General features: G+C 34.0%; 30 protein-coding genes. 13 read left to right on the forward strand and 17 right to left on the reverse strand.

What is annotated here, in order from left to right; all coding sequences use genetic code 11:
- Positions 1-81: 81 nt before the first annotated feature.
- Positions 82-1977, forward strand: coding sequence for a SulP family inorganic anion transporter (locus tag BM246_RS18215; protein WP_074940068.1), 1896 nt, complete (start codon positions 82-84; stop codon positions 1975-1977).
- Positions 1978-2088: 111 nt separating this feature from the next.
- Here the strand turns inward: BM246_RS18215 and BM246_RS18220 are convergent, their stop codons facing one another.
- The 3 genes from BM246_RS18220 to BM246_RS18230 all read right to left on the reverse strand — a co-directional run bounded on the left by BM246_RS18220 (position 2089) and on the right by BM246_RS18230 (position 5200).
- Positions 2089-3615, reverse strand: a complete 1527-nt coding sequence (locus tag BM246_RS18220) for a phospholipase D-like domain-containing protein (RefSeq protein WP_074940073.1) — start codon at positions 3613-3615, stop codon at positions 2089-2091.
- A gap of 22 nt (positions 3616-3637) precedes the next feature.
- Positions 3638-4093, reverse strand: a complete 456-nt coding sequence (coaD, locus tag BM246_RS18225) for a pantetheine-phosphate adenylyltransferase (protein WP_042499954.1) — start codon at positions 4091-4093, stop codon at positions 3638-3640.
- A 132-nt stretch (positions 4094-4225) separates the two neighbouring features.
- Positions 4226-5200 (reverse strand): D-alanine--D-alanine ligase, encoded by a 975-nt coding sequence (locus tag BM246_RS18230; protein WP_074940078.1) that lies wholly within the window; start codon positions 5198-5200, stop codon positions 4226-4228.
- Positions 5201-5370: 170 nt separating this feature from the next.
- Between BM246_RS18230 and BM246_RS18235 the strand changes: the two genes are divergently transcribed.
- Together BM246_RS18235 and BM246_RS18240 are read left to right on the forward strand one after the other, a co-directional pair.
- The gene (locus BM246_RS18235) at positions 5371-5925 is read left to right on the forward strand and encodes a PASTA domain-containing protein (protein ID WP_042499956.1); all 555 of its coding nucleotides are present in this window, start codon (positions 5371-5373) and stop codon (positions 5923-5925) included.
- Between the two features lie 2 nt (positions 5926-5927).
- Positions 5928-6962 carry an RluA family pseudouridine synthase gene (locus tag BM246_RS18240; protein ID WP_042506308.1) on the forward strand — a complete coding sequence of 345 codons (1035 nt, stop codon included), beginning with the start codon at positions 5928-5930 and terminating at the stop codon, positions 6960-6962.
- A gap of 194 nt (positions 6963-7156) precedes the next feature.
- Here the strand turns inward: BM246_RS18240 and BM246_RS18245 are convergent, their stop codons facing one another.
- From BM246_RS18245 to BM246_RS18285, 9 genes are all read right to left on the reverse strand, one after another.
- A complete protein-coding gene (locus BM246_RS18245; protein WP_052415515.1) occupies positions 7157-7999 on the reverse strand; it encodes a zinc metalloprotease in 843 nt (280 codons plus the stop codon).
- Between the two features lie 127 nt (positions 8000-8126).
- Positions 8127-8405 (reverse strand): putative quinol monooxygenase, encoded by a 279-nt coding sequence (locus BM246_RS18250; protein ID WP_074940082.1) that lies wholly within the window; start codon positions 8403-8405, stop codon positions 8127-8129.
- Between the two features lie 77 nt (positions 8406-8482).
- Positions 8483-9193 carry a 3-ketoacyl-ACP reductase gene (locus BM246_RS18255; protein WP_042499960.1) on the reverse strand — a complete coding sequence of 237 codons (711 nt, stop codon included), beginning with the start codon at positions 9191-9193 and terminating at the stop codon, positions 8483-8485.
- A gap of 176 nt (positions 9194-9369) precedes the next feature.
- Complete coding sequence (gene arsB / locus BM246_RS18260) at positions 9370-10419, reverse strand: ACR3 family arsenite efflux transporter (RefSeq protein WP_074940088.1); 1050 nt, start codon at positions 10417-10419, stop codon at positions 9370-9372.
- Between the two features lie 3 nt (positions 10420-10422).
- A complete protein-coding gene (locus BM246_RS18265) occupies positions 10423-11040 on the reverse strand; it encodes an arsenate-mycothiol transferase ArsC (RefSeq protein ID WP_042506310.1) in 618 nt (205 codons plus the stop codon).
- A 21-nt stretch (positions 11041-11061) separates the two neighbouring features.
- Positions 11062-11529, reverse strand: a complete 468-nt coding sequence (locus BM246_RS18270; protein ID WP_042499964.1) for a DUF6428 family protein — start codon at positions 11527-11529, stop codon at positions 11062-11064.
- Positions 11530-11560: 31 nt separating this feature from the next.
- Positions 11561-11890 (reverse strand): ArsR/SmtB family transcription factor, encoded by a 330-nt coding sequence (locus BM246_RS18275; protein ID WP_042506311.1) that lies wholly within the window; start codon positions 11888-11890, stop codon positions 11561-11563.
- A 120-nt stretch (positions 11891-12010) separates the two neighbouring features.
- Positions 12011-12625, reverse strand: coding sequence for a hypothetical protein (locus tag BM246_RS18280; RefSeq protein ID WP_074940092.1), 615 nt, complete (start codon positions 12623-12625; stop codon positions 12011-12013).
- Between the two features lie 79 nt (positions 12626-12704).
- Positions 12705-13838, reverse strand: coding sequence for a histidine decarboxylase (locus BM246_RS18285; protein WP_042506313.1), 1134 nt, complete (start codon positions 13836-13838; stop codon positions 12705-12707).
- 176 nt (positions 13839-14014) lie between these two features.
- On the opposite strand from BM246_RS18285, the gene BM246_RS18290 reads away from it, so the two are divergent.
- From BM246_RS18290 to BM246_RS18305, 4 genes are all read left to right on the forward strand, one after another.
- Positions 14015-14473: an Lrp/AsnC family transcriptional regulator gene (locus BM246_RS18290; RefSeq protein ID WP_042499976.1), complete on the forward strand. Its 459-nt coding sequence runs from the start codon at positions 14015-14017 to the stop codon at positions 14471-14473.
- 108 nt (positions 14474-14581) lie between these two features.
- The gene (locus tag BM246_RS18295; protein WP_074940096.1) at positions 14582-15232 is read left to right on the forward strand and encodes a VOC family protein; all 651 of its coding nucleotides are present in this window, start codon (positions 14582-14584) and stop codon (positions 15230-15232) included.
- An 81-nt stretch (positions 15233-15313) separates the two neighbouring features.
- Positions 15314-16072 (forward strand): peroxide stress protein YaaA, encoded by a 759-nt coding sequence (gene yaaA / locus BM246_RS18300; protein ID WP_042506314.1) that lies wholly within the window; start codon positions 15314-15316, stop codon positions 16070-16072.
- Between the two features lie 122 nt (positions 16073-16194).
- The gene (locus BM246_RS18305) at positions 16195-16872 is read left to right on the forward strand and encodes a hypothetical protein (RefSeq protein WP_074940101.1); all 678 of its coding nucleotides are present in this window, start codon (positions 16195-16197) and stop codon (positions 16870-16872) included.
- Positions 16873-16875: 3 nt separating this feature from the next.
- Here BM246_RS18305 and BM246_RS18310 read toward each other — a convergent pair whose 3' ends face one another.
- Positions 16876-17010 (reverse strand): 30S ribosomal protein THX, encoded by a 135-nt coding sequence (locus BM246_RS18310; protein WP_074940106.1) that lies wholly within the window; start codon positions 17008-17010, stop codon positions 16876-16878.
- Between the two features lie 64 nt (positions 17011-17074).
- Here BM246_RS18310 and BM246_RS18315 point away from each other — a divergent pair, with 64 nt between their 5' ends.
- Positions 17075-17746 (forward strand): uracil-DNA glycosylase family protein, encoded by a 672-nt coding sequence (locus BM246_RS18315; RefSeq protein ID WP_042506317.1) that lies wholly within the window; start codon positions 17075-17077, stop codon positions 17744-17746.
- A 36-nt stretch (positions 17747-17782) separates the two neighbouring features.
- On the forward strand, positions 17783-18376 hold the full coding sequence (locus BM246_RS18320) for a pseudouridine synthase (RefSeq protein WP_074940110.1): 594 nt from the start codon (positions 17783-17785) through the stop codon (positions 18374-18376).
- 154 nt (positions 18377-18530) lie between these two features.
- Here BM246_RS18320 and BM246_RS18325 read toward each other — a convergent pair whose 3' ends face one another.
- The 4 genes from BM246_RS18325 to htpG form a co-directional block, all read right to left on the reverse strand.
- On the reverse strand, positions 18531-19166 hold the full coding sequence (locus BM246_RS18325) for a hypothetical protein (protein ID WP_042499984.1): 636 nt from the start codon (positions 19164-19166) through the stop codon (positions 18531-18533).
- Between the two features lie 4 nt (positions 19167-19170).
- Positions 19171-19665, reverse strand: a complete 495-nt coding sequence (locus tag BM246_RS18330; RefSeq protein ID WP_042506320.1) for an RNA polymerase sigma factor — start codon at positions 19663-19665, stop codon at positions 19171-19173.
- A 215-nt stretch (positions 19666-19880) separates the two neighbouring features.
- On the reverse strand, positions 19881-20348 hold the full coding sequence (locus BM246_RS18335; protein WP_074940115.1) for an FKBP-type peptidyl-prolyl cis-trans isomerase: 468 nt from the start codon (positions 20346-20348) through the stop codon (positions 19881-19883).
- Positions 20349-20513: 165 nt separating this feature from the next.
- Complete coding sequence (gene htpG, locus BM246_RS18340; protein ID WP_074940118.1) at positions 20514-22427, reverse strand: molecular chaperone HtpG; 1914 nt, start codon at positions 22425-22427, stop codon at positions 20514-20516.
- A 252-nt stretch (positions 22428-22679) separates the two neighbouring features.
- Here htpG and BM246_RS18345 point away from each other — a divergent pair, with 252 nt between their 5' ends.
- The 4 genes from BM246_RS18345 to BM246_RS18360 all read left to right on the forward strand — a co-directional run bounded on the left by BM246_RS18345 (position 22680) and on the right by BM246_RS18360 (position 26249).
- Positions 22680-23684, forward strand: coding sequence for a 3-oxoacyl-ACP synthase III family protein (locus BM246_RS18345; protein WP_042506324.1), 1005 nt, complete (start codon positions 22680-22682; stop codon positions 23682-23684).
- A 260-nt stretch (positions 23685-23944) separates the two neighbouring features.
- Positions 23945-24517, forward strand: a complete 573-nt coding sequence (locus BM246_RS18350) for a Crp/Fnr family transcriptional regulator (protein WP_074940121.1) — start codon at positions 23945-23947, stop codon at positions 24515-24517.
- 118 nt (positions 24518-24635) lie between these two features.
- Complete coding sequence (locus BM246_RS18355) at positions 24636-25118, forward strand: cupin domain-containing protein (RefSeq protein ID WP_083415855.1); 483 nt, start codon at positions 24636-24638, stop codon at positions 25116-25118.
- 33 nt (positions 25119-25151) lie between these two features.
- Positions 25152-26249 (forward strand): L-dopachrome tautomerase-related protein, encoded by a 1098-nt coding sequence (locus BM246_RS18360; protein ID WP_083415856.1) that lies wholly within the window; start codon positions 25152-25154, stop codon positions 26247-26249.
- Positions 26250-26279 lie beyond the last annotated feature (30 nt).

Consider the following 26279-nt stretch of genomic DNA (forward strand, 5'->3'; position numbering starts at 1 on the left):
GTTGTGAGTGGCTTAAATTATAAGCCTTCTACTTGTCTGTCCGTATATAAAACGTAAATTTGCACCTCCAAAAAATAAACCATGACAGAATTTATAAGGAAAATCATTCCTAATGCTAAAGATGATGTTTTAGCAGGTATAACAACATCACTAGCAATGATTCCCGAAGTTGTAGCTTTCGCTTTTGTGGCGCAAATTAGCCCAATAGTAGCACTATTTGGGGCGTTTGTAATAGGTATTGTTTCTGCCATATTTGGTGGTAGACCTGGGCTTATTTCTGGAGCAGCCGGAGCTGTAGCTGTAATTTTTGTACACATGATTCAGGAAGGGCATGCTAAAGGTCTTTTATTCGATCAGCCCGTAGAAAATATGGGGTACTTTTATTTATTAGCCGCCGTAGTTTTAATGGGCGTTATCCAAATTTTAGCAGGTGTTTTTAAGCTTGGTAAGTTTGTGAGGTTAATTCCGCACCCTGTAATGCTGGGGTTTGTAAACGGTTTAGCTATTGTTATTTTTATGGCCCAACTGGGTATGTTTACTGAAAATACAAAAGATATTTTTGGACAAAACATGCGTAAAACCGAATCTAAAGAATTGGTCTATAATATAAAAGATGTTGCTGTTACAGATTTGGTTTCTAACATCGAGTTGTTTTCCATAAAGGATAAATCGGTTGTAAACGTTAACACAGGAGAAGAGGTATATATCATGTCCGATAATCAGGTTTTCGATTCGAAAACTAAGAAGGTGGTATTTAATATCCAAGATAATGGCTTTTATTCAGTAAAAGATAGTGGTGTTGTAAAATCAAGATTGGAAGGTAATACACTTTACATAATGATTGGTCTTGTGTTGTTAACCATGCTAATTGTTTGGGGGTTACCAAAGTTAACCACTAAAATTCCTGCAGCTTTAACGGCTATTTTAATAGTGACTTTAATCGCTGTTTTTGGTGGTATAGAATCTATAAACGTAGGTGAATTTATTAGAGATGGAGGTGGAGCCGGATTGAATGGTTTTGATGAATTATCTAAAAACCTAAATCTAGTTGAGCTATGGAGTAACTTACCTTTTAATTTAGATACCTTAAAGTTTATTGCGCCTTATGCCTTTTTAGCAGCTTCTGTAGGATTGATTGAAACGTTAATGACGATGAATTTAGTTGATGAATTAACCGAATCTAGAGGTGATGGAAATAAAGAATGTGTAGCACAAGGAACTGGAAACATTCTTAGTGGATTGTTTGGAGGAACTGGTGGTTGCGGTATGATTGGTCAAACCGTTATAAACGTTAATGCAGGTGGTAGAGGACGTTTGTCTGGTATCATGATGGCGTTAACCTTATTAACTTTTATTCTATTTGCAGATAAATATATAGAGCAAGTGCCAATTGCAGCCTTAGTTGGTGTAATGTTCATGATGGTTATTGAAACCTTTGCATGGTCTAGTTTTAGAATCATGAAAAAGATACCAAAGTCTGATGCTTTTGTATTAGTCATTGTTTCTGCGGTAACGGTATTCTTTGATTTAGCAATTGCTGTTTTTGTTGGAGTTATCATTTCTGCATTAGTTTTTGCTTGGGAAAATGCTAAGAAAATTAGAGCTAGAAAACGTGTTTCTGAAGATGGAAAGGTGAAAACCTACGAAATTTGGGGACCATTATTTTTTGGTTCTATACAAGCGTTTAATGATAAGTTTGATGTTAAAACAGACCCAGAACAAGTTGAGATTGATTTTATCGAATCTCGTGTTAGTGATCATTCTGCAATAGAAGCTATTTTTAATTTAGTTGAAAAATATAAAGCTGAAGGAAAATCTATTAAACTGAAACACTTAAGTGATGATTGTAAACTTCTTTTATACAAATCGAATCCTAAGTTTAGAGAGGTTGTAGTTGAAGATATAGACGATCCGCGTTATCATTTAGCGGCAAATCCTGAAGCTTTTCCAAAAGGATTAGGAGAATATAAATTTTAGATTAAGTATTATAAATTAAGCAGCTTTTAGTTTTTTATATTCTAACCGTTTTGGTCTGTCTCTAGAAAATTAAAAGCTGTTTTTTTGTGCCAAATTTTCTGAGATTAATACTTATAAAATAGCCTTCGGAAGAATTTTACGAGTCCAAGTTTTTAAGCGTTTGTAGTTGCTAACTTCAGAATCTGGATTGAAATCTAAAGTTGTTTCCCAAGAGTTTTCGGGTTTAAATTCGATTTCCATACCTTTTAAAACACCTTTAGATATTTTTTCAGAATCAACAATTACAATACATTCTGTATTTAAATTAGCGCTTCTTGGGTCTAGGTTAAACGTACCAATTACAGTAGTTTTATTATCAATAACCATCGATTTAGCGTGCAGACCAAAGGTTGGTTTGTAGTCTAGTTTTTCTTGTAATTCCCCAGTCATTATATTCAATCGTTCTTCTGCATCTGGCCGAAACTCAAAAATACGAACGCCTGTTTCAAGTAATTTTTTTCGATCAGTTTGGTAACTACTAAATGCTTCAACATTATCGGTAGAAGCGAGGCTGTTAGTTAAAATACGAACGCTAACACCACGGTCTACGGCTTTTTTAAACAAACTTCGACTAAGATCGGAAGTGATTAAATACGGCGTTTGTATATCTATAGAGGTTTCTGCTTTTTTTACTAAATCTATTAAAGAATCGGTAGAAAGTCCACCTGCAGATAAGTTATAAGCTTCATCGTTTTTTCCGGGTAAATCGGAAATAAAATGAACATCGTCTAGCCAAACAAAGTCTTTGGAGTTTTTGATGTCGTTAAATGTTTCCGGAAGGTTTTCAATACGTTCGCGCACTTGCGGCCAGAAATTTTCTGGGTTGCAAGCGTATTCGTGTAGTTTATCAAAAGTGGTTTCCGAATATAGTTTTTCAGTATCGCTTTTAATTATTGTAGTTACATCTTGGCTTAGTTCACTATTCCAAAACATTTCAAAAGACGATTTTACATTTTTCGCTTCTTTCCCTAATAAAAGAATATCACGATCTCTAAAATTGTATTCGTGGTCGTAATCAAAATATTCATTGGCTATATTTCTACCGCCAGTAATAACCACTTTATTATCTACAATAAAGGTTTTATTATGCATACGCTGGTTGGCACCTTTAAAATCGATTGATAGTTTTCCTATCTTCTGAAAAATGTTTTTACCTAAATTAATACCTGGATTATAGATTTTAACCGAAATATTCTCATGTGAGTTAAAGGTTAAAATATCTTCAATTTCAGCATCAACCATAATGTCATCTACTAAAATTCGGACTTTAACACCACGATCTGCTGCGCGTACTAAGTAATCGCAGGCAATTAGGCCGATGTTATCGGTAGAGAATATAAAGTATTGTATATCTATTGTTTTTTCGGCATACTCGGTTAACCATGCTCGAGCTACCATAGAACCACTACCATCTTCTAAAACATAAACACCAGTTTTATCCTCCATTAAAGGTGCTACATCTTCAAGAGCAGTAGATAGTGTAAAACTATCGTCACGATGGATATTTGAACAAAAATCTGTGATAATAGTTGCGGTGTTATGGTCTTTACAAGACGCTAAAGTGAAACATATTAAGATACAATAAATTTGGAATTTCAAAGAAAATAGATTTTGTAAAGCGTTATTTAATACGCACTGTGTCGGGAACTAATTTGGTGTAATCACCATTGTTTCTAATAACATCTCGAACAATAGATGAGGCAATGTATGATGTTTTTGCAGCAGTTAATAGGAAAACAGTTTCAATAGGAGCAAGGTCTCTATTGGTATGCGCAATGGCTTTTTCGAATTCGAAATCTGCTGGATTTCTCAGCCCACGTAAAATAAATTCAACACCAATTTCTTGGCAAAAATGTACCGTTAAACCTTCGTAAGTCACCACTTTTACTTTAGGTTCGTCTGCAAAGGTATTTTCAATAAATGCTTTTCTTTCTTCTAGAGTAAACATATATTTTTTGTCGGCATTAACGCCAATAGCCACAATAATTTCATCAAAAAGTGTAACGCCACGTTTAATAATATCGTAGTGTCCTAAAGTTATCGGGTCGAATGATCCTGGAAAAATAGCTCGTTTCATTAAGTTGGTTTTCTTCCTAAGAAATTATAGGAAATGTTTAATTGATTAGTAAAGATACAAATCTAAAATTCAAGTTTTAATTGGGCTTTTATTTCATAGATTTATAAAAGCCCAAATATGTTACGGAGTTTGTTATTTTAGAGCTTCTTCAATAGCGCTATCAAACAAATCACTTAAACTAATTCCGGCTGCAGCTGCTTGCTGTGGCAAAATGCTTTCTCGTGTTAAGCCCGGAATGGTATTCATTTCTAATAAATGGGGTTCACCATCTTTAAAAATATACTCGCTACGGCTAAAACCTTTCATTTTTAAAACCTGATAAACCTTTTTTGCAAGCGCATTTACTTGGTCTTCTTGCTCTTTTGTTAGTCGGGCGGGGGTTATTTCTTGCGATTTACCTAAATATTTAGCTTCATAATCAAAAAAATCATTTTCACTTACAATTTCGGTGATAGGCAATACTTTTACTTCACCTCTATAGGTAATTACTCCAACCGATACTTCTGTGCCATCTAAAAAAGACTCTATAATAATTTCATCATCTTCCTTAAAAGCAACATCTATAGATGGTTGTAAATCGGCTTTGGTATGCGCTTTAGAAACTCCAAAACTACTACCAGCCTTATTGGCTTTTACAAAGCAAGGTAAGCCTACTTTAGCAATAATATCATCTTCATTTATAATATCGCCTTTGTTTACAAAATAAGATTCTGCAGTCTTAATTCCGTACGGTTTCAGTACGCTTAAACAATCTCGTTTATTAAATGTAACACCTGCTTGATACATGTTACAACTGGTCTGTGGCATGTTTAGCAACTCAAAATAACCTTGCATTAAACCATCTTCTCCGGGAGAACCATGTATGGCATTAAACACACAATCGAAAGTAGTTTTACTTCCGTTTACGGTAACCGAAAAATCGTTTTTATCTACAGGGTATTCGTCATTATTAGTATCGACATAAACCCACTTATCTTTGAAAATATGAATTCTAAAAGCGTTGTATTTTGTTTTATCAAGCGATTCAAAAACCACATTTCCGCTGGTTAAAGAAATTTTGTATTCGCTAGAATAGCCTCCCATTATTATGGCAATATTTTTTTTCATTTGTATGTGTTTATGCTTTCCGCGAAAGCGAAAAAATCTTTATTCCGTCTAAAACCAATAATAAAACGTAATTATTGATAGTTATTATTAGTAAAGCTAAAATATCATATAAAATGCAAAAGAAAAAACAGTTCTGTTTTTATATCTTTGCCTAATCATAAAAATTATACATGAGCATTATTAAATTTCTTGTTAGCAAAACATTTTTCAAGCAATTAGCATTGGCTATCGTTGCAATTGTAGTACTTTGTTTCATTATGTTGAAATGGTTAAACGTATCTACAAACCATGGTGAATTTGAAACTGTACCAGATTTAAAAGGAAAGTCTATCAATGTGGCCGAAATTGAGTTGGGAGAGAATAACTTAGTGATGCAAATTCAAGATTCGGCAAACTTTAACCCGAATTATCCAAAGTTTTCGGTAATAGAGCAAGAGCCGCAATCGGGAACACAAGTAAAAGAAAACAGAAAAATATATTTAACATTAAACCCATCGGGATACCGTAAAATAGAGGTTCCAGATTTAAAAGAGCGCACGTACCGCCAAGCCAAACCAACTTTAGAAGCCTTAGGTTTTAAAGTGGGTAAACTAACTTACGAAAACAATATTGCAGAAGATATGGTTTTACGTATGACGTATAAAGGCAAAACCATCGAACCTAGCGATAAGTTAGAGAAAACTTCGGTTATCGATTTGGTTTTAGGTAACGGCAACAGACCTTAATTATGGACGCATACACACCCCAATTACCCGACGAAGATAATCTTTACGAGCACCATGCATTTACTGTAGATAAAGGGCAAACACCACTTAGAATCGATAAGTATTTAATGAACTTTGTTGAGAATGCCACCCGAAATAAAATTCAGGCAGCAGCAAAAAATGGTAGCATTTTTGTTAACGATGTACCTGTTAAATCGAATTATAAAGTAAAACCTTTTGATGCCATTCGTGTACTTTTCACGCACCCACCATTCGAGAATTTATTGGTAGGTGAAGATATTGATATTGATGTGGTTTATGAAGACGACGATTTACTAGTTGTTAATAAAGCACCTGGTATGGTTGTACATCCAGGGCACGGTAATTATTCTGGCACTTTAATAAATGCCTTAATACATCGTTTTGATAATTTACCAAACAACTCTAGTGAACGCCCAGGTTTGGTGCACCGTATAGATAAAGATACAAGCGGACTTTTAGTGGTTGCCAAAACCGAAGAAGCGATGGCACATTTATCACTTCAGTTTGCTAATAAAACCAGCGAGCGCGAGTATGTTGCTATTGTTTGGGGTAATGTAAAAGAAGATAGCGGAACCGTAGAAGGTAATATTGGTAGACACCCTAAAAACCGTTTGCAAAACACGGTGTTCTTTGGTGACGATGAAGATAAAGGTAAACCAGCCGTAACCCATTACAGCGTTTTAGAGCGCCTAGGTTACGTTACTTTACTGTCTTGTAAATTAGAAACTGGACGTACGCATCAAATTCGTGTACACATGAAACATATTGGGCATACCTTGTTTAACGACGAGCGTTATGGCGGCGAAAAAGTACTAAAAGGAACCACTTTTACAAAATATAAGCAGTTTGTAGATAACTGCTTTAAAGTATTACCAAGACAAGCTCTACACGCTAAAACATTAGGATTTGTACACCCAACAACTGGTGAATTTATGAGATTTGATTCTGAGATTCCAGAAGATATGCAACAATGTATCGAAAAATGGAAAGTATATTCTAAACACCAAGAATTATAAAAGTTTTTGCGTTACCCACAAGGGTCGGGCTTTCCGCTATATCTTTTTACAAAGTATAGATAAACTTTTGGAGTAACTACATAATAAAAAAAGCCTAGACCAACCATAGTCTAGGCTTTTTTGTTTTTGTAAAAAGGATGCCGCATCAATCCCTAACGCATTATCCGGTAGGGTTTAGCTTTAACTCTAAGTGTTTACACATTAGCAGAGTTAAGTAATCCCGTTCTATACATCATTATTTGTTCTTTAATTCGAGTTTCTTGAGCCGTGGTTAACTCATTCATCCAATCATCATCTACATAATTCATGTAGTTGTGAATAGGAGCAAAGTCATTAATATTACAAGCATTATGAGGTTTGCCTTCTTCTGGTTTTCCGTAGTTAGCACTGCTATGGGCAGGTGTATCTTGTACGTGGTCGCCAACACCATCGCATCCACCCTGGAAAGTATGGTATAAACCTAACCAATGGCCAACTTCATGCACAGCCGTCATTCCTAAATTGTACGGTTCAGCCGATCCACCAGGTAACGATTCGTCTAGCATAACCACGCCATCGATATCAGGATCTCCCGCCAAATCGTAAGGAAATGTAGCCCAACCCAATAAACCAGCAACTAAACCACCGGTATAAAAATTAAGGTATTTGTGCGGGTCTGCACCAAGTGTAGTTTTCGCCTGGCGTTCACTTGCCGATCCGTGGCCCATGTTGTACCAGTTTACGTTGTCTATAAACTTCACTTCCTGTTCAGAGTAAGTAAACGTTAAGCCCACATTGGAGTATGCTGTGTTTAAAAGCTCAACTTGTCGTTCTCTTTGCGTTCTTGTAATCAGGCCGCGTGCACCATAAGTAATATGATGAAAACGTATTTCTATTGTTAAGTCTAAAAATAACTGACGCCTAGTTTGGTTGGCTTTAATCTCCTCATCAACACGCAGAATATCGATTGGTGTCGGAATTTTTGTAGCACAGCCTCTGCCGTATCTTATAAATTCTTCTTGATCTTTAAATTCTTTATTATTAATAAAAAAAGCCATAGTAATTGCGTGTTATATGTTTGTTATTTTCTAAAAGAAAAGAGCCTAAAAAAGGCTCTAATATGCTGACACTAAGTTAGCCGAAATTTATTACAAAGTCAAGCTTTTATTTTACCATATTTTCAGTTTAAAAAACTTCAATAATGGGGTCTTTCGCTAAAAGTGGCGTTATATTCTTTACGAAATCTAAAAAATGCTCCGATGCATTATGGATTTCAATAGCTTCTGCATTCACGTATTTTTCATGAAATAGGAATTCTGTTTCCTTATCCACTTCATTTAGTAAGCGGTATTGTAAACAACCAGCTTCAGCATTACTTTGGGCTACCATTGTTTTTGCTAGTTTTAAAAAGGCTTCTGTTTTTGATGCTTGAACACTTATTTGTGCTATAATTACTTTTTCCATAGTATAAGTTTTAAGATTTGATGTAAAAAAAAAGCGGAACTTTCAATTGAAAATTCCGCTATAGATTTGTTTTTGTTCTATGGATTTGTAGACCATAAAGCAGCACCTTTAAGCATAGCACGTCTTGGTAATTTTAAACCAGCAACAATTAATTCTGCAAAATCTTCTGGTTGTAGAACGCTGTCTTCCGAGTCTTTAGTAGCGATGCCTAAATCTATAGACATATCAGAAGCTATGGTGCTTGGTGTTAATGTGCAAACACGAATATTGTTTTTACGAACTTCTTTCATTAAAGATTCCGACATACCAATTACAGCAAATTTTGATGCTGAATATGCCGATGTACTTGCATTTCCGCTTAAACCAGCTGTAGACGATACATTAATAATATCACCTTCATTTTTATCAATTAAATATGGTAAAACCTCTTTAGTTACATAATACATACCCATTACATTGGTTTGGATTATTTGACTCCATTGGCTTACTTCCATATCATTAAATGTTCCAAAAGCTGCAATGCCAGCATTGTTTACTAAAATATCAACAGTACCAAGAGTATCAATAATACTTTTGATACCTGTTTTTACTTCTTCGTAATTACCAACATCAAAAACGGCATAAGTTGCTTTAACTCCAATAGTTTCTAATTCTGAAACTGTTTCTTTTAAAGCTTTTTCATTTCTACCTGTGATAGCAACGTCTATACCTTCTTTAGCAAAGGCAATTGCTGTTGCTTTTCCTAATCCACGACTACCGCCTGTTATTATTGCTTTTTTATTTTTCATGTTTTTTTTGAATATTTTATGACTCTATTTTTAGTTGAAATTTGGTACATTAAAATTAAATGATTTTTTTTTTAAAAGCTGTGAAACTTATATTAAAATATGATCATTTTTTTTGAGCTTATAACAAGCCAAAGCATATCATTAAATCAAGAGCTTTCAGTTTTAAAATAAATCTTTTATTGTGTTACATTTCCGTAGTATTTCTTCTTCAACCAAAAAGAAACTTTTACTAATAAAATTAATGCAGGAACTTCTACCAAAGGACCAATAACACCCGCAAATGCTTGTCCAGAATTTAATCCGAAAACAGCAATAGCAACGGCAATGGCTAGTTCAAAATTATTACCAGCCGCTGTAAATGCTACCGAGGCCGTTTTATCGTAAGTAGCGCCTGTTGCCTTCGTCACGAAAAAACCAATAATAAACATAATAGTAAAGTAGATAAGTAATGGTACTGCAATAATTAAAACATCCATTGGTATTTCTACAATAAGCTCGCCTTTTAGAGAAAACATAACCACTATAGTAAATAAAAGCGCGATTAAGGTTAACGGAGAAATAGTTGGTATAAAGGTTTCTGTATACCAAGTTTCACCTTTTAATTTTACTAAAAAGTAACGACTTAAAATGCCTAAAAGAAAAGGTACCCCTAAGTAAATAGCAACACTCTCGGCAATAGTTGCTATAGAAATATCGACAATAGCGCCTTCAAAACCAAAATAGGGAGGCAGTACCGTTATAAATAACCAAGCATAAAAACTATAAGCAAATACCTGAAAAACACTGTTTAGTGCTACTAAACCAGCCCCGTATTCGCTGCTGCCATCGGCTAAATCGTTCCAGACTAAAACCATAGCAATACAGCGTGCCAATCCAATTAAAATAAGGCCTACCATGTATTCGGGGTAGTCGTGTAAAAAAGTTATAGCCAAAACAAACATTAAAACAGGACCAATAATCCAATTTAAAAGCAGAGAAATAGACAACAGTTTTGTATTCTTAAAAACCATTGGTAATAATTTGTAATCTACTTTGGCGAGTGGAGGATACATCATTAAAATTAAACCAATAGCGATAGGAATGTTTGTTGAGCCACTACTCATATTTTCAATTAAGCTCGGGAAGGTTGGTATAAAGTAACCTATACTTACGCCTATAGCCATGGCGACAAAAATCCAAAGTGTTAGATTTTTATCTAGAAAACTTAATTTTTTAGTAGACTTCATCGTTTATTTCGCTATTTGTGAAAACACATAAAATAATTCGGTTGCAATTTGTAAACTGCGTTCCTCGTATTTTTCTATTTGTTGTGGTGTGTTATCGAAAGCTTTTGGATCTTCGAATGTTACAGGAATTCGCTTTTCGGCTCCTGCTATAAACGGACATCCATTATCGGCTTGCGAGCAGGTCATTACTGCTGCAAACAAAGCTTTGGGATTAAAATCGCTATCTAGTTTTTTAGAAAACCCAATAACCGGATGTGAGTTATCAGAATATTTTATGCTATAAATTGGATTATCTGTTTCAGCTATTTTATTAATTTTAAAACCAGAATTTTCTAAAGTTTGTGCTACTACTGGAAAAAGTGCTGTGGCCTCTGTGCCTCCAGAATAACAAAACACATTTTTAATATTGAAATAGTGCGCCATAGTTTGCGCCCATATTTGCGATAAATGGCTTCGCCTTGAGTTGTGCGTACAAATAAAATTAATACGGATATCTTGTTTTGTATTTACTTTTAGTTGAATAAAATCGACTAATGGCTTTAATATTTCTTTTCTGGCATCTGATATATTTTCAACACTTAAGGTTGAAATAATTCTATCAATATCGTTATATACTGTCATAATATGTTTTGAATTTTAAGTTTAGCAACATCCACTTCCTGGTGTACAAGAATTACCTGTTTGAATGTCCGAAAATTGTAATTTTGGTTTTTCAGCTGGCACTCCACATTGATCTGGTGCTAAGCAATCGGTTTGTTTTGTGGTTAATAAAAAGTTGGTGCCATCAAATTCTAACCCGAATTTACCAATGGTTTCTGCTTGATATTCTACTTCTATTTCTAAATCTTCAATACCTAAAGTTTTTTCAGAAAGTTCAATAATATTTAATAGTTTTTCTGGATGTAACCTATGGTCGTAGTCGTTTGCATTCCAAAGTTGGAAGTTTACAACGGTTTCATTTCTAACCGTGCCACCGCAATCGATAAAATGTTTTGTTATTTTTCCAACTTCGGTAACATGAAAATGGTTTGGTACTAATTCGCCGTTTGGCAATTTAAATGCGATTTGATTTAATCGTCTTAACTCGTTTTTTATTTCTGATAGTTTCATAATTCAAATGATTTATTGTGATATTAATATTTTAACAACAATCTGTTTTAGGTAAATCTTGATTCAAAAAAGTATTCATTACAGCTTTCATTTTTGTCCAATTTTCTGGGTGTATGCAGTAACAAACACTTGTACCTTCAACATTACCTTTTATTAAACCCAAAAGTTTTAGTTCTTTTAAATGTTGAGAAATTGTAGGCTGCGCAAGGCCTATTTCATTTACTAAATCTCCGCAAACACAGGTGTTTGTTTTAAATAAATGTTCTAAAATAGCCACACGTGCAGGATGCCCAAATACTTTTGCAAATAATGCTATCTCGTTTTGTGAGTCGGTAAATATTTCTGTTTTAGCTAATCCCATTCTTATTAATTGTTTCATTGCAATATTACGATTAATAAGCGAAACAACAAATTAGTAAGCGTTAATTTTTTAGCTATGATGCTTCTAGATAATAAAAAGAGTAGTAATGAGGTGTATCAACTAGCCTAAATTTACAGGCCTTGTTTCTGCTGTAAACAGTGTTCCATCATCAAGTGTAATAGTGAACTTAAGCGTCATGCCTTCAACTTCAATTCTTTCGTTTTTATCAGCAAATTCAATGTAAGACTTGCTAAAAGGTTTAAGGTGCCTTTTGTCTTCACTACCTGTGTTTAGTAGATTTATCCAATTTTTAATGGAGTATCTAGTATTCATCATATCATCTCTTTCTGTATAATTTTCAGAGAGTAATAAGTTACATTGATATATATTGAAGTTTTTTACGTCTATAGGTTCACCTGGAGCTGTGTTAAATAATTTTACATTTGAAGTTATTGAAAAATCGGAAACAGGAGTGTGTAGTTTATCAAAAGATAAAACACATGCATTTAGTTTTCCATTTGGATTTGGTTTCGTGTCAGGTTCTGGAAACTCTAGTATAGCTCTGTATTCAAAACTCTCCACCGTGGCTTGGGGGGTGTCTAGAGGTTCCAAATAAGCTGCATTTGTTAATTTTAAACTTGTAATGCCTAAGAGGCAGATACCCGAATCGTCTTTACATCCAACAAATGATAATTGTAGTAAGGTTATAGTTAAAAGGATAGCGTATTTTTTCATCGATTTCGTTTCAGTTAATTAACAGAAATAGGTTTTCTATATGTTTAGAAAACCTATTAAACGAAGTTATCAATTTTTTTTAAAACACAGCGACTTCTTCTTTTGTGCTTTTTTCTAAAACGATATCCTTAACAAACTCATCAATTTGGCTTTTGGTAACATTAGGCATACAGATAATATGTGTAATATCGTCATCTGTGGCCAATTGCCATTTTCCTTTAATAGCATCTGATACTTTTGGAAATACTACAGTAATTGAACCCGGATTGGTCCAGGCTTTTATGCCTTGTTTTATAAGTTCATTTTTGCAATATTCAGCAGTTTCTAAACTATGTTGAAAGCGTTTTGCTAAACCTTCTATACCCATTTTTTTAATGGCGTACCATAAAAATAGTGGACTATGGCCGTTTCGTGAGCCGGTGATTGTGGTGTCTAGCGAACCAATGTACGATATGCCTCGAGCAATTCTATCGCGTAACGAACGCTTAGTAATAATTACTCCCGAAGGAAATGGAGAACCTATAAATTTATGTCCGCTTATAGAAATGCTGTCAGCACCATCTTTAAAATCGAAAGGGATTCGTGGTTCTATAAAAGCGCCATAAGATCCAGATAATGCTGCATCGCAATGTATGTAGTGATCTTGAATGGCTAATTTTTTTAAAATCTTTTTTACTTTAGAAACATCATCTTTTGCCTCCATCATGGTTGTGCCAAAAGTGGTTAGTATAATGGCTGGTTTATGGCGATTAAACTGCAAGGTGTTTTCAAGATCTTCATAATCTATTTCTCCATTTTCTTGAGATCTAATCGTGATGCTTGGTATGTTTAGTAAATGAATGTTTTTCTTTACGCTGTAATGTGTAGATTCCGAAAAGTACACCATTGCTTTTGGGTACAATTCTCTGGCAAGGTATAATCCGTAAAGATTACTTTCCGATCCGCCATTGGTAACATAGCCCCAATGATTTTTTGGGTCAGCCCGAAACAGCTCAGCAAAAAACTCAACCACTTCGCATTCCATTTCGTGCGTTTGTACTTTATATGTGTTTTCTTCAAACGGATCTCCAACGTTATTAATTGGGTATTTTAGAAATTCGTTTAAACGCGAATAATCAAAATCTTGAGCAACAGGATAACCTAAAACTTTTTCTTTGTCTTTTACTAGTTGAGTTAAAAGTGAATCGATTATAAGGTCTGGATTTGTATTCATTTTTGTAAATAATTATCTAAAATGTTGGTTTCGTTTGTTCTGTAAAATTATAGTTTATAATTCATTTTTGTTATGAATGTTAAAATATTAGATAATTAAACTTAAATACTTGAAATGACAGTTTAAAATAACTATTTTGAGCTTTGATGGTTTAATAGGAAGAAAAAAAATCTAGTATGGATGATATTGATAGACGAATTTTGATGCAACTTCAAGAAAATTCGAAGCAAAATACTAAGGAAATAGCGAGTAAAGTAGGGTTGAGTGTAACACCAACTTACGAGCGAATTAAAAAGTTAGAACAGCAAGAGGTTGTGAAATCTTATGTGGCTTTGTTGGATAGAACTAAAATTGGGAAAACGCTTATTGCATTCTGCCAAGTTACCTTATTGAAGCATCAAAAAGCATTGGCTGATAATTTTAATAATTCAATGCTTTTACTGCCTGAAATTATGGAATGCCATCGGGTTTCTGGAAATTACGATTACTTGTTAAAAGTTGTAGTAGGCGATATTACCGAGTTTCATGAGTTTATTAATGAAAAATTATCTACAGTAGAAGGGATCTCTACAATACATAGTTCGTTTTTATTGAATTCGGTAAAAGACAATACGGCTTATAACTTGCAGTTATAGTTTTTGGTTATGAGTGTTTGTAGTGTTGATAATATTTGTTTATTTTAAGATAAGTTTTATCATTCTAAACCGGTAGTAAATATCAGTTTACTCAATTATCTTTGAGGTATGAAAATTGAAGAAATCACTTTATTCACTAACCAAATTGAAAAACAAAAGTTGTTTTACCATGAGGTTGTGGACTTCGATTTAGTTTTTGATTCCGAAGAAAAGATAACCTTTAAAACCGGTAAAAGTCTTTTGAGTTTTGAATATAAAGAGACGGTGAATTCGGCACATTTTGCTTTCAATATTCCATCGAACAAAATTGATGAGGCTTTATTATGGTTGCAAAAGCGTGTTGCTATTTTACCAGATGGTGAAAACTTGATTTCTAATTTTGAAAGTTGGAATGCAAAAGCTATTTATTTCTATGATGCCGATAAGAATATTGTAGAGTTTATAGCGAGAAAGGATTTAAATCAAAATTCTGTCGAGCAATTTACAGCAAAAGAAATTATTTCAATAAGTGAAATTGCTATGGTTACTACAAATCTTTCTCCCTTGTATGAAGCGATTTCTAGAATAAAGCCTATTTCTATTTTCGATGGAAATATTAATCGGTTTTGTGCTATAGGTAATCATGATGGCTTGTTTATTTTAATTGATAAAACCGTTAAAACTTGGCATCCAACAGGTGAGTCTGTGCATACGGCAGATTTTATGATTAAAGGCGATTACAACTTTAAGTATATAGCCGGAGAAGTCTTATCAACTTAAAGAAATATTGTAAATTAGAGGTTTAAAAAAATATAATAATTAATAAAAATATCCTCGTGTATTGAGGTTAAATATAAAGACATGAAATTAGTAATATCACCAGCAAAATCGTTGGATCTGGAAACAGAATTACCAACAAAAACATATACAGAAGGGGCGTTTTTAAAGCAAGCAGATCGCTTAAATAAAGTGCTTAAAAAGAAATCTGCAAAAAACTTATCTGAGCTTATGAGTATTTCTGCAACGCTTGGGGAGCTAAACTACGAGCGCAATCAAGATTGGGAATTACCCTTTACCGCAGAAAATGCACGACCAGCCGTATACGCTTTTAATGGTGATGTCTATCGTGGTTTAGATGCTTATAATTTACCAGAAGAAAAAGTAACAACTATGCAAAACACGGTGCGTATACTTTCTGGATTATATGGTGTTTTAAAACCGCTAGACTTAATACAACCTTATCGTTTAGAAATGGGAACTAAATTGCCTGTTGCAAGTCATAAAAATCTTTACGAATTTTGGAAAAAAGATATTGTAAAAGCTTTAAATGAAGAGCTGGAAGATGATGAATTATTTTTAAATTTAGCAAGTAATGAGTATTTTAAGGCTATCGATAAAAAGGCTTTAAAAGTACCTGTGGTTACGGCTAACTTTAAAGAATTTAAAAATGGAGCTTATAAAATTATTTCTTTTTACGCTAAGGAAGCTCGTGGTCTAATGGCGCGCTATGTTATAGATACCAATGCACAAACCGTAGACGATTTAAAAGGGTTTAATTATGGTGGTTACGGTTTTAGTGAAGAGCTATCTAAAGACAACGATTTAATTTTTACTAGGTAAAAGGTAGGTGCGTTAAGCTTTACAAAATTTAGAAACACTAAATTTGAAGACTAAACTTTATGATAAAAATATAAATGTATTACTATCTTATTGTCGCATTTCAGGTGTATTGTATATATCACATGTACAAAAAAGGAAACTCGTTTTATTGGGTGTTTCTTATCTTTTTTGTGCCTTTAATTGGTTGTGTTATCTATTTAATTACACAAGTTTATAATAAGCGCGATGCGGAGAAAATAACAAGTGAAATAACACATATTATAAATCCAACTAAGAAAATTAAAGATTTAGAAAAGCAGTTGGCGTTTTTAGAATCTTATCAAAATCGAGTAAATCTGGCCGATGCTTATTTGGCTAATAAAGATTTTAACAATGCGATGCCTCATTATCTAAAGGCTTTGCAAGATGGTTTTGAAAATGATTTTTATGTGAATAGTAAATTGGTTGAAACTTGTTTTTTAGCTGAAGATTATAATAAAGCTATTTTTTATGCAGATAAAATTAAAGATAAGTTAGAGTACAAGAAATCTAAAACACAGTTTATTTGTGGTTTAGCACATGAAAAGCTAGGCGACTTTGAAGTTGCTGAGCATAATTTACGAGAAATAGATATTCGTTATTCTTTTTATAATGAACGCTTAATTCTAGCCGAATTTTTAATAAGTCGAAATAAAAAGGAAGACGCTAAAAGTATTTTAGAAGATATTAAAAACGAATCGCAACACATGACGCGAACCAACCAAAAGTTGTATCGCGGTACAGTTACTCAAGTTGATAAAATACTAGCACAACTTGATTAAAAGTTATTTAACTTTTGCTTTTTTTGAGATGTCTATTTGAGTTTCAATAGATGGTTTCTTTTTTATACGCGGTCTGCGTGCTCCAAAAGTCCCTCTGTTTATTTTACCTCGTTTTGTTTTTTTATCTCCTCTACCCATGTAATTTTATATTTTTTGTTATTGAAAGAATATACTGAATTTTAGCTTAAAAATCAAGTAAAACGTGTTTAAACATCAGCATCCATACCAACCTTTTATTAATAAAGATACTACAAAGCTGATAGTGGGCACATTACCACCACCACGATTCTCAACGGGTGATCTTTTGGAGAAAGATGTAGACTTCTGTTATGGTAGTTATTACAATTCGCTTTGGTTGTACATTAATAAAATACATAATTTAGGCTTGCGTTTCGATAACTCGGAAGCGGCTATTGAAGAACGAAAGCAATTTTTGATTGCTCATAAAATAGGTGTTTGTGATATTGTAGATTGTTGCGAACGCGACAAGATTGATGCATCGGATTTGGGTATGAAAAACATAGTTTTGCGCGATGTTGTTGGTTATTTAAAAAAGTTTCCGAATATTGATACACTTTTGTTTACTGGTGGAAATAGTAAAAATGGACCCGAATATTTTTTCAGGAAACACATAAGAGATTATGGTTTGAAATTAGAATTGATTTCTAATGAAGTTCCTAGAATTCATAAATTTGAAATGCCTAGTGATCATATTAAATGTAAGCGTGTAGTTAAAACAGTATCGTTAACGTCGTCTTCTGGTTCTGCTAATCGTGCTATTGGGAGTATGGCGTTATACAAACAATTAAAGCAGAGTGATTCGAATTTTAATACTTTTGATTTTCGAGTGATGCAGTATCGCGAGTTTTTTTAATTTGAATGAAATTTTTAAAAGAAGTTTATTTTATAAATGACTGAAAATAGTACAGAACATAAACATTTTGCCATTTACAAACCTTACGGGTTTTTGAGTCAGTTTTACAGTAATTCTACTCAACAAAAACGAAAACGGTTTTTAGGAGAGTTGGATGATTTTCCTGAAGGCATTATGGCTATTGGTCGTTTGGATGAAAAATCGGAAGGTTTATTGTTGCTAACTACCGATGGTAAAATGAGCGATTTTGTGAATAGTCAAAAAGTTGAAAAGGAATATTATGCGCAAGTTGATGGCGATATTACAGAGGAAGCTGTTGCTAAATTACGTGCTGGTGTAGAAATTGGTTTTGATGGTAAAAAGTACCAAACCAAGCCTTGTAAGGCTTTTAAATTAGATACTATTCCAGATGTGCCGGTTGCGCAACAGAAGATAAGGGATGATAGACATGGCCCAACCACTTGGGTATCTATTACTTTAAACGAGGGAAAGTTTAGACAGGTTAGAAAAATGACTTCGGCTGTTGGATTTCCTACGTTACGATTGGTTCGTGTTCGGGTAGGAAACCTTGGTATAAATGCTATGAAAGCTGGCGATGTTATAGAGCATAGTACATTTGCCCTGCGTTAGGGATTGATGCGGCATCCTTTTTTGTGCTAGCCTTAAGCTACATTAAATAAACAATTGTTCTGTTTTGCCAATATATTGTTTAGAAGTTCTACACTTTTTAGCACAAATAAAGATATAGCGGAAAGCCCGACCCTTGGGTAACGCCCAAATATAATTACAGTTCTAACTTTTTTAATTCGGTGTAGTTTCTATTTAAACGTTTTAATAATAGGCCATAAATGAGCTTGTAAAATAACCATATTCCGAAAATAAATAGACTTGTAAATAATATTAAAAAGGCTATTATTGGTAGCATTTTTGAGCTTCCGGATGCAGCGAGTTTATTGGATATGTCTGGGTCGTTATGTATGGCGTAATAGAATCCAACCATGATGGATGTGCCAGCCATAATGAGGTTGTATAGCACGTAGTACTTTATTACTTTTCGCGTTCTGATAATGCTTTCCATTAGTTTTTTTGCACTATCGGTTACCGAAATAGATTTATACGATTTGTAGAGCAAATAGATAAACAGAGCAATAATGGCATAACCAAAAATGGTTATTGCAACTATTACGGCATCGTTTTGATATATGGCTTCTAACTTGGCGTTGTATTCGGCAGAGCAAAAATAGGGAATGGTGTTTATGATAATCCAAAACACGAGTTCGGCTATACTTATGTAAAAAAGAGTCTTTACAATAGAAGACGATTTTTTATGTAACATCGGGTAAATATCATTTACCGTTAGTTTTTTATGGTCAGGTTTGGTGGTGTTCCAATCCTTTTTTAAGATATCTAATTCATCCATAGGGTTACGGATTTAATATAGTTTTAAGTTTTGTTTTTATTCTGTTCATTTTCACTCTGGCATTCACTTCACTTATTCCTAATGTGGTACTTATTTCTCTATAGTCTTTGTCTTCTAAATACAAGAAAACTAACGCTTTTTCAATGTCGTTAAGCTGGTGTACAGCTTTGTAAAGCACTTTTAATTGTTGTTCTTCGGTATCGTCGTAATCTTCGGCTTTTATTTTAAATGCTACACCTTCAAAATCTTGTGTGTTGATGGTGCGTTTAGATTTTCGGTATAAGGTGATAGCCGTGTTTAAAGCCACGCGGTACATCCATGTACTAAATTTTGCATCGCCTCGAAATTTGGGATACGCCCGCCATAACTGGATGGTTATTTCCTGAAATAAATCGTTATGGGCATCATAGTTATTGGTGTACAAACGACAAATTTTGTGCGCAATATTCTGATGCTTTTCTAGCAATTCTACAAAACTATGTTCTAGTTCTTTATTCAAAGTTGTGGGTTAGTTATTTTATAAGTAGTTTGAAATTTAAATTTGTTACAGAAAATTTAAAATATTTTTATCAGTTTATATTTTGTGATTGTAATGTGTTAATTTTTAGTGTTGTGCTTTGGTTGTTTATTGCCCGAAATATAATGTTTTAAAATAAAAACGGCTGTCTAAAATATGTTTTAGACAGCCGTTAAGGTATGTTTTATGTGTTTTACTTAGTTTACCGCAATAAGGGTAACATCAAAAATTAATACAGAACCTGCAGGGATACCGTTGTAATTAAAACTTCCGTAACCTAGGTGAGAAGGTATTAATAGTATACCGCTGCCACCTTCGTTAAAATAGGTGATGCCTTCTGTCCAACCAGGGATTACTTGGCTTAGATTGAAAGAAATCCCGTCTTCATCACTAGCATCGAAAACTGTTCCGTTGGTAAAATAACCTTTGTAGGCTACGGTTACATTATCTGATGATGTTGGTTGAACTCCTGTGCCTTGATTGTCTATAACGTAGTAAAGACCAGAATCGGTTTTTTGTGCTGATAGTTCGTTTGCTTCAATGTAAGCTAAAATTTCGGCATCGTTTTCTTCAGTGTAATCTTTGAAGGTGTTATTGCTAGTGTCATCGTTTCCACAAGATGTAAAAAGGATTAATGCAAATGCAATTAGAAATGTGTTTTTCATTTTTCTGATTTTTTTTAGTAGCAAATATAACGAGAATTATATTGTGTTTTAAAACGAAATTATAAGCGGTTTTAGTACTGTATGTTAAAAATAAAAAGCCACTTTGTTTTCACAAAGTGGCTTTTAGTATTGTTATTTTTCCGCGAAAGCGAAAAGTAATATAGCTTACTTAATCATTTCGTAGCTACGTTTAATAAAGTTTGTTAATTCTTCACCTTTTAATAAACCTTGAGAAAGGCGTGCTAAATCTAAACTTTGCGTAATTAAACGCTCTTGAGTTTCTTTAACTTCGGTTGCTAAAATATCGCTTACTAAATCTGAGTTTGTGTTAACAATAAGGTTGTACATTTCTGGCATATTACCAAACATTTGCATACCTCCGCCACCTGTAGCTTGCATTTCTTTCATTCTACGCATAAATTCTGGTTGCGTAATGGTGAATGGAGATTCGCTACTATCCATAGATTCTAACTGAACGGTGAATTTTTCTGCAGGAATCACTTCTTTTAATAAAGCATCTAGAGTTTTAGTTTGCTCTTCATCTAATTTAGAAATTGTTGTTTCGTCTTTCTTAATTAAATTATTAATATGGTCCCCATCAACACGGGCAAAAGTGATGTTCTCTTTGCTGCTTTCTAGTTTTTGTATTAAGTGAGATACAATTGGAGAATCTAACAATAAAACCTCGTAACCTTTAGCTTTAGCAGATTCGATATAGCTGTGTTGTGCATCTTTATTAGAAGCATAAAGTATAACTAGCTTACCATCTTTATCGGTTTGGTTTGCTTTAATTTTATTGAATAACTCCTCGTAAGTATAGTGTGCGCCATCTACGGTTGGGTATAATGCAAAGGCATCTGCTTTTTCGAAGAATTTATCTTCAGAAAGCATTCCGTATTCAATAACAATTTTAATATCACTCCATTTAGCTTCAAAATCTTCACGGTTTGAATTGAATAAAGATTTTAATTTATCGGCTACTTTTCTAGTAATGTAAGACGAAATCTTTTTTACAGCACCATCGGCTTGTAAGTAAGAACGCGATACGTTTAATGGAATATCTGGAGAATCGATAACACCTCGCAACATGGTTAAAAATTCTGGTACAATACCTTCTACGTTATCGGTAACGTAAACTTGGTTTTGATACAGTTGAATTTTATCTTTTTGCATTTGCATATCGTTCGACATTTTCGGGAAGTATAAAATTCCTGTTAAGTTGAACGGGTAATCTACATTTAGGTGAATGTTGAATAAAGGATCTTCAAATTGAGATGGGTATAACTCACTGTAGAAACTCTTGTAATCGTCTTCTTCTAAATCGGCTGGTTGTTTTGTCCAGGCTGGAGTAGGGTTGTTTATAATGTTATCAACCGTAATTTTTTTGTGAGGTTCGGTAGTTTCTTTACCGTCTTCATCTTTAGTGGTTGCAGGGGTAAACTCTGGGTCGTTTATTTCTTTAGTTCCAAATTTAATTGGCACAGGCATAAACTTGTTGTACTTAGAAAGTAATTCAGAAATTCTGTTTTCTTCTAAAAATTCTGTAGAATCTTCTGCAATATGAAGAATAATTTCTGTTCCACGGTCTGTTTTATCAGCCGTTTCTAGAGTAAATTCTGGAGAACCATCGCAAGTCCAATGTGCTGCAGGATCTTTTTCTCTGTGAGATTTTGTGATAATTTCAACTTTTTCGGCTACCATAAAAGCAGAGTAAAACCCTAAACCAAAATGACCAATAATTCCAGAATCTTTAGCAGAATCTTTATATTTATCTAAAAATTCTTCAGCTCCAGAAAAAGCAACTTGGTTAATGTATTTTTCAACCTCGTCTGCACTCATTCCTAAACCTTGATCGATAATATGAAGTTTTTTCCCTTCTTTATCAATTTTTACTTCAATTTTAGGGCTACCGTACTCAGCTTTAGATTCGCCAATACTCGTTAAGTGTTTTAATTTTAAAGTGGCATCGGTACCGTTACTAATAAGTTCACGTAGAAAAATTTCGTGATCGCTATATAAGAATTTTTTAATAAGCGGAAAGATATTCTCTACCGATACATTAATACTTCCTTTTGTCATGATATATAATTTATTTTTTTCCCTTGAAGAAGAGAAACAGATTAATTTAAATTTTTAACTTCTGTTCTCTAATAGTCAACAAAAATGCCAATTGAAAAAATATGACAAAGTGACACGCTTTTGAGGGTGTTTCATAATTCGTAATTTCTAAGTGTCAAAATAGACTCCTTTTAAATTATTACAAAAAAATAAATTTGAAATTTGAGGAATTAACAGACTTATTGTATTTTGCCTTTCTAATCTGCCAATAACATGTACAACTCAAAAATAATAGGTTTAGGAAAATACCTTCCTGAAAACGTGGTGACAAACGACGATTTGTCAAAAATAATGGAGACCAATGATGCTTGGATTCAGGAACGAACCGGTATAAAAGAACGCCGTTGGATAAAAGATGGCACCGAAGATACCTCGGCCGTTATGGGAGCAAAAGCTGCAAAAATTGCCATAGAACGTTCTGGTCTTACCAAAGACGATATCGATTTTATAGTGTTTGCAACCCTAAGTCCAGATTATTACTTTCCTGGTTGTGGCGTGCAAATACAAGATATGCTAGATATGCCAACCATTGGCGCGCTAGATGTGCGTAACCAATGTTCTGGTTTTGTTTATGCTATTTCTGTAGCCGACCAATTTATAAAAACCGGTATGTACAAAAATATACTAGTTATAGGAGCCGAATATCACAGTAACGGACTCGATAAAACAACACGAGGCCGTAGCGTAAGTGTTATTTTTGGAGATGGAGCTGGAGCCTGTGTATTATCTCGCGAAGAAGATAACAACAAAGGAATTTTATCTACACACCTGCATAGTCAAGGTAAATATGCCGATAAACTTATTGTAGAATCACCAAGTATTGGGCATTGGGTTCCGGAGTTAAAAGAAGCCGGAGACGATGATACCTCGTATTTTCCATACATGGATGGTCAATTTGTTTTTAAAAATGCCGTAGTGCGTTTCAGTGAGGTAATCATGGAAGGTTTGGCAAAAAACAATATGCAAAAAGAAGATATCGATATGTTAATTCCGCATCAAGCCAATTTGCGTATCGCGCAGTTTATTCAGAAAAAATTTGGATTAAACGACGATCAAGTCTTTAATAATATTGAAAAATACGGAAACACAACAGCCGCATCTGTAATTATTGCCCTAACCGAAGCATGGGAAGAAGGTAAAATAAAAGAAGGCGATAATGTTGTTTTAGCTGCTTTCGGTAGTGGCTTTACATGGGCAAGTGCCATCATAAAATGGTAAAAGCCAGTAGAATTTAAATATTTGGGCGTTTCCCTTCGGGTCAGGCTTTACATTACAAGTCCTCGCATCCCGATTTCATCAGAGATGCTGTGGGCTTTTCATTGCAATCCTTAACGCAATATCCGCTAGGGTGGGGGTATGTTAGGTTGGTGTGGTTCTATGTGTTTGGTGTCCAGTCATTTGTTGGTGGGTGGCACTGGTCAGTACATTTAAATACTAGTAAATTTTCCAGAATCAGAAATAAAAAATAAATTTGCGATATGGAAGAAAAACTTCATTTACTAAGACAACATTTTGAAGAGTTATTTGCATTGACAGATGATGAATGGAATTTTGTTCAATCTCATTTTCAGTATAAAAGCCTTAAAAAACACCAATTTTTAATCCAAACAGGGCAACCAGTAGACTTTGAATATTGGATTATCAAAGGTTTGGTAAAAGGGTATTCCATAGATGATAAAGGCAAAGAACACATTCTTCAATTTGCTATGGAAAACTATTGGGTGAGCGACCATTGTGCTTTTCAGCATCAAGAACCTGGGACTATTTTTGTGGATTGTCTTGAAGATTCCGAGTTTTTCTGTTTATCCCTAGAGAACAGAGAAAAAATTTGCTTTGAAGTACCTGCCGTAGCCAACTTCTTCAGAATTAAATCGAACCACGGTTATATAAATTTACAGCAAAGAATCTTGTCTTTGCTTACAATGACCGCAGAAAGCAGATATGAGTATCTTTTAAATAAACTTCCAAAATTAATACAACGCGTTCCTAAAAAATTAATCGCTTCTTATTTAGGCGTATCCAGAGAGACTTTAAGTCGTTTTAATAGCTAATAGTGACCTAAATCACTTTTCAAGATTGATATACATCACAAAAAATCCGTGATGTATGTCCTCGCACACATTTTGGTTTTCATAGAATTTTGTATCGAACAATTAAATACAATGTACTATGAAAACTACAAGAACACTTTTTCTATTATTTACGGTAATTACCATAGGTTTTAGTTCCTATGCGCAAGAAAGCAAAAGACCGTTAATGGGTAATGCTTACGGTATTATTAATATTGATGAATACGTAACGCTACTTCCTAAAAGTCATAATGGTATCATCAAAGACATTAGATTAATAGACCGCGAACACGCAGGTGTAAGAATCTTTAGATTGTATGATGAAGTGCCTATGCATTACCACGCAAAATCTGATGCCTACCTCTACATTTTAAATGGCAAAGCAGAATTTTATGTTGCCGATAAAGGTCCTGTGGTTGCAGGAAAAGGCGACTTATTGTTTTGGGGAAAAGGCACAGCGCACGGAAACGGAAAAATTTTAGAAGGTCCGTTAGACGTGCTCGTTTTTGATGTCATTGCAAGAGACCCAAGCGATGTTATCTGGGTAGACCCTTCAACCCAAAAGAAATTTTTAAGCAACTAATCAAATCATATTCACTTTTTAAAAACAATAACGATGAAAACAGTAACAACTATAAAAACAGTCTTGTTCGCACTTGTAATGAATTTTACACTATTAGCACAAGCACAATTAGAAACGATAGCAACATTTCCAGAATCAAGACCAGGAAATATAACAGTGTCTAACGACGGAAGGATTTTTGTAACAATGAGTGCCTTAAGTGCTTCAAAATATATGGTGAAAGAAATTTTGCCAAATGGAGAAGCTATTCCCTTTGGAGATAAAGAATGGATAGTAAAACCAGAAAGCGGAAGCATAAAAGGGATTAATTCAACTATCGGAATTCAAGCTGATGCTAACGGAATTCTTTGGGTGTTGGATATGGGTAACGTAAAGCAAAATCAGGCTCCAAAATTAGTTGGTTTTGATTTGGTTACCGGTAACGTAACAAAGGTTTTTCCTATTCCAAATACGGTATTGTCAACAAAACCTTTTTTACAGGATTTTGTAATTGATGTAAAAAACAACACTGCTGTAATTGCAGATATGACCGATGCTTTAAATCCGGCAATAGCACCTGCTTTTGTTGTGATTAACTTAGAAACGGGTTACATAAGACGTGTTTTAGAAGGAAATCCTTCATTTTTACCTGCTGATGAACCAGTAAAAATTCACGGAAGATTGGTCTCTCACCAAAGAAAAGACGGTACTACCATTCAACCAAGATATCCTTTAAACCCAATTTCTATAGGTGAGGAAAACAATTTCATCTACTATGGTGCAATGGGAAATACCAAGATTTACCGCATACCGTCTGCTTTATTAGCTAATGAAAGTAAGCAAGATAGCGACCTGAATAAGTACATCGAGTTTTATGCCAACAAGCCAAAATCTGACGGATTTAAAGTAGGTGCAAACGGAAAAGTTTATGTAACCGATGTTGAAAATTCAGCCATTGTAGAAAGTACGCCTGCTGGAATGAAAACCATTGCTCAATCCAAAAAAGACCTGTCTTGGCCTGATGGTGTTGCCATACACGGTAACTACTTATATATAGTAGCTAATCAACTTCACAACCTTCCTTTATTAAATGAAGGAAAAGATGCCAGTAAACCGCCTTACTTGGTGTTAAAGATGAAGATTGAAGAGTAAGTATCTCTAAAAAAACCAAGTGATGTATGA

This window comes from Algibacter lectus, assembly GCF_900112395.1.
Lineage (GTDB): Bacteria > Bacteroidota > Bacteroidia > Flavobacteriales > Flavobacteriaceae > Algibacter > Algibacter lectus.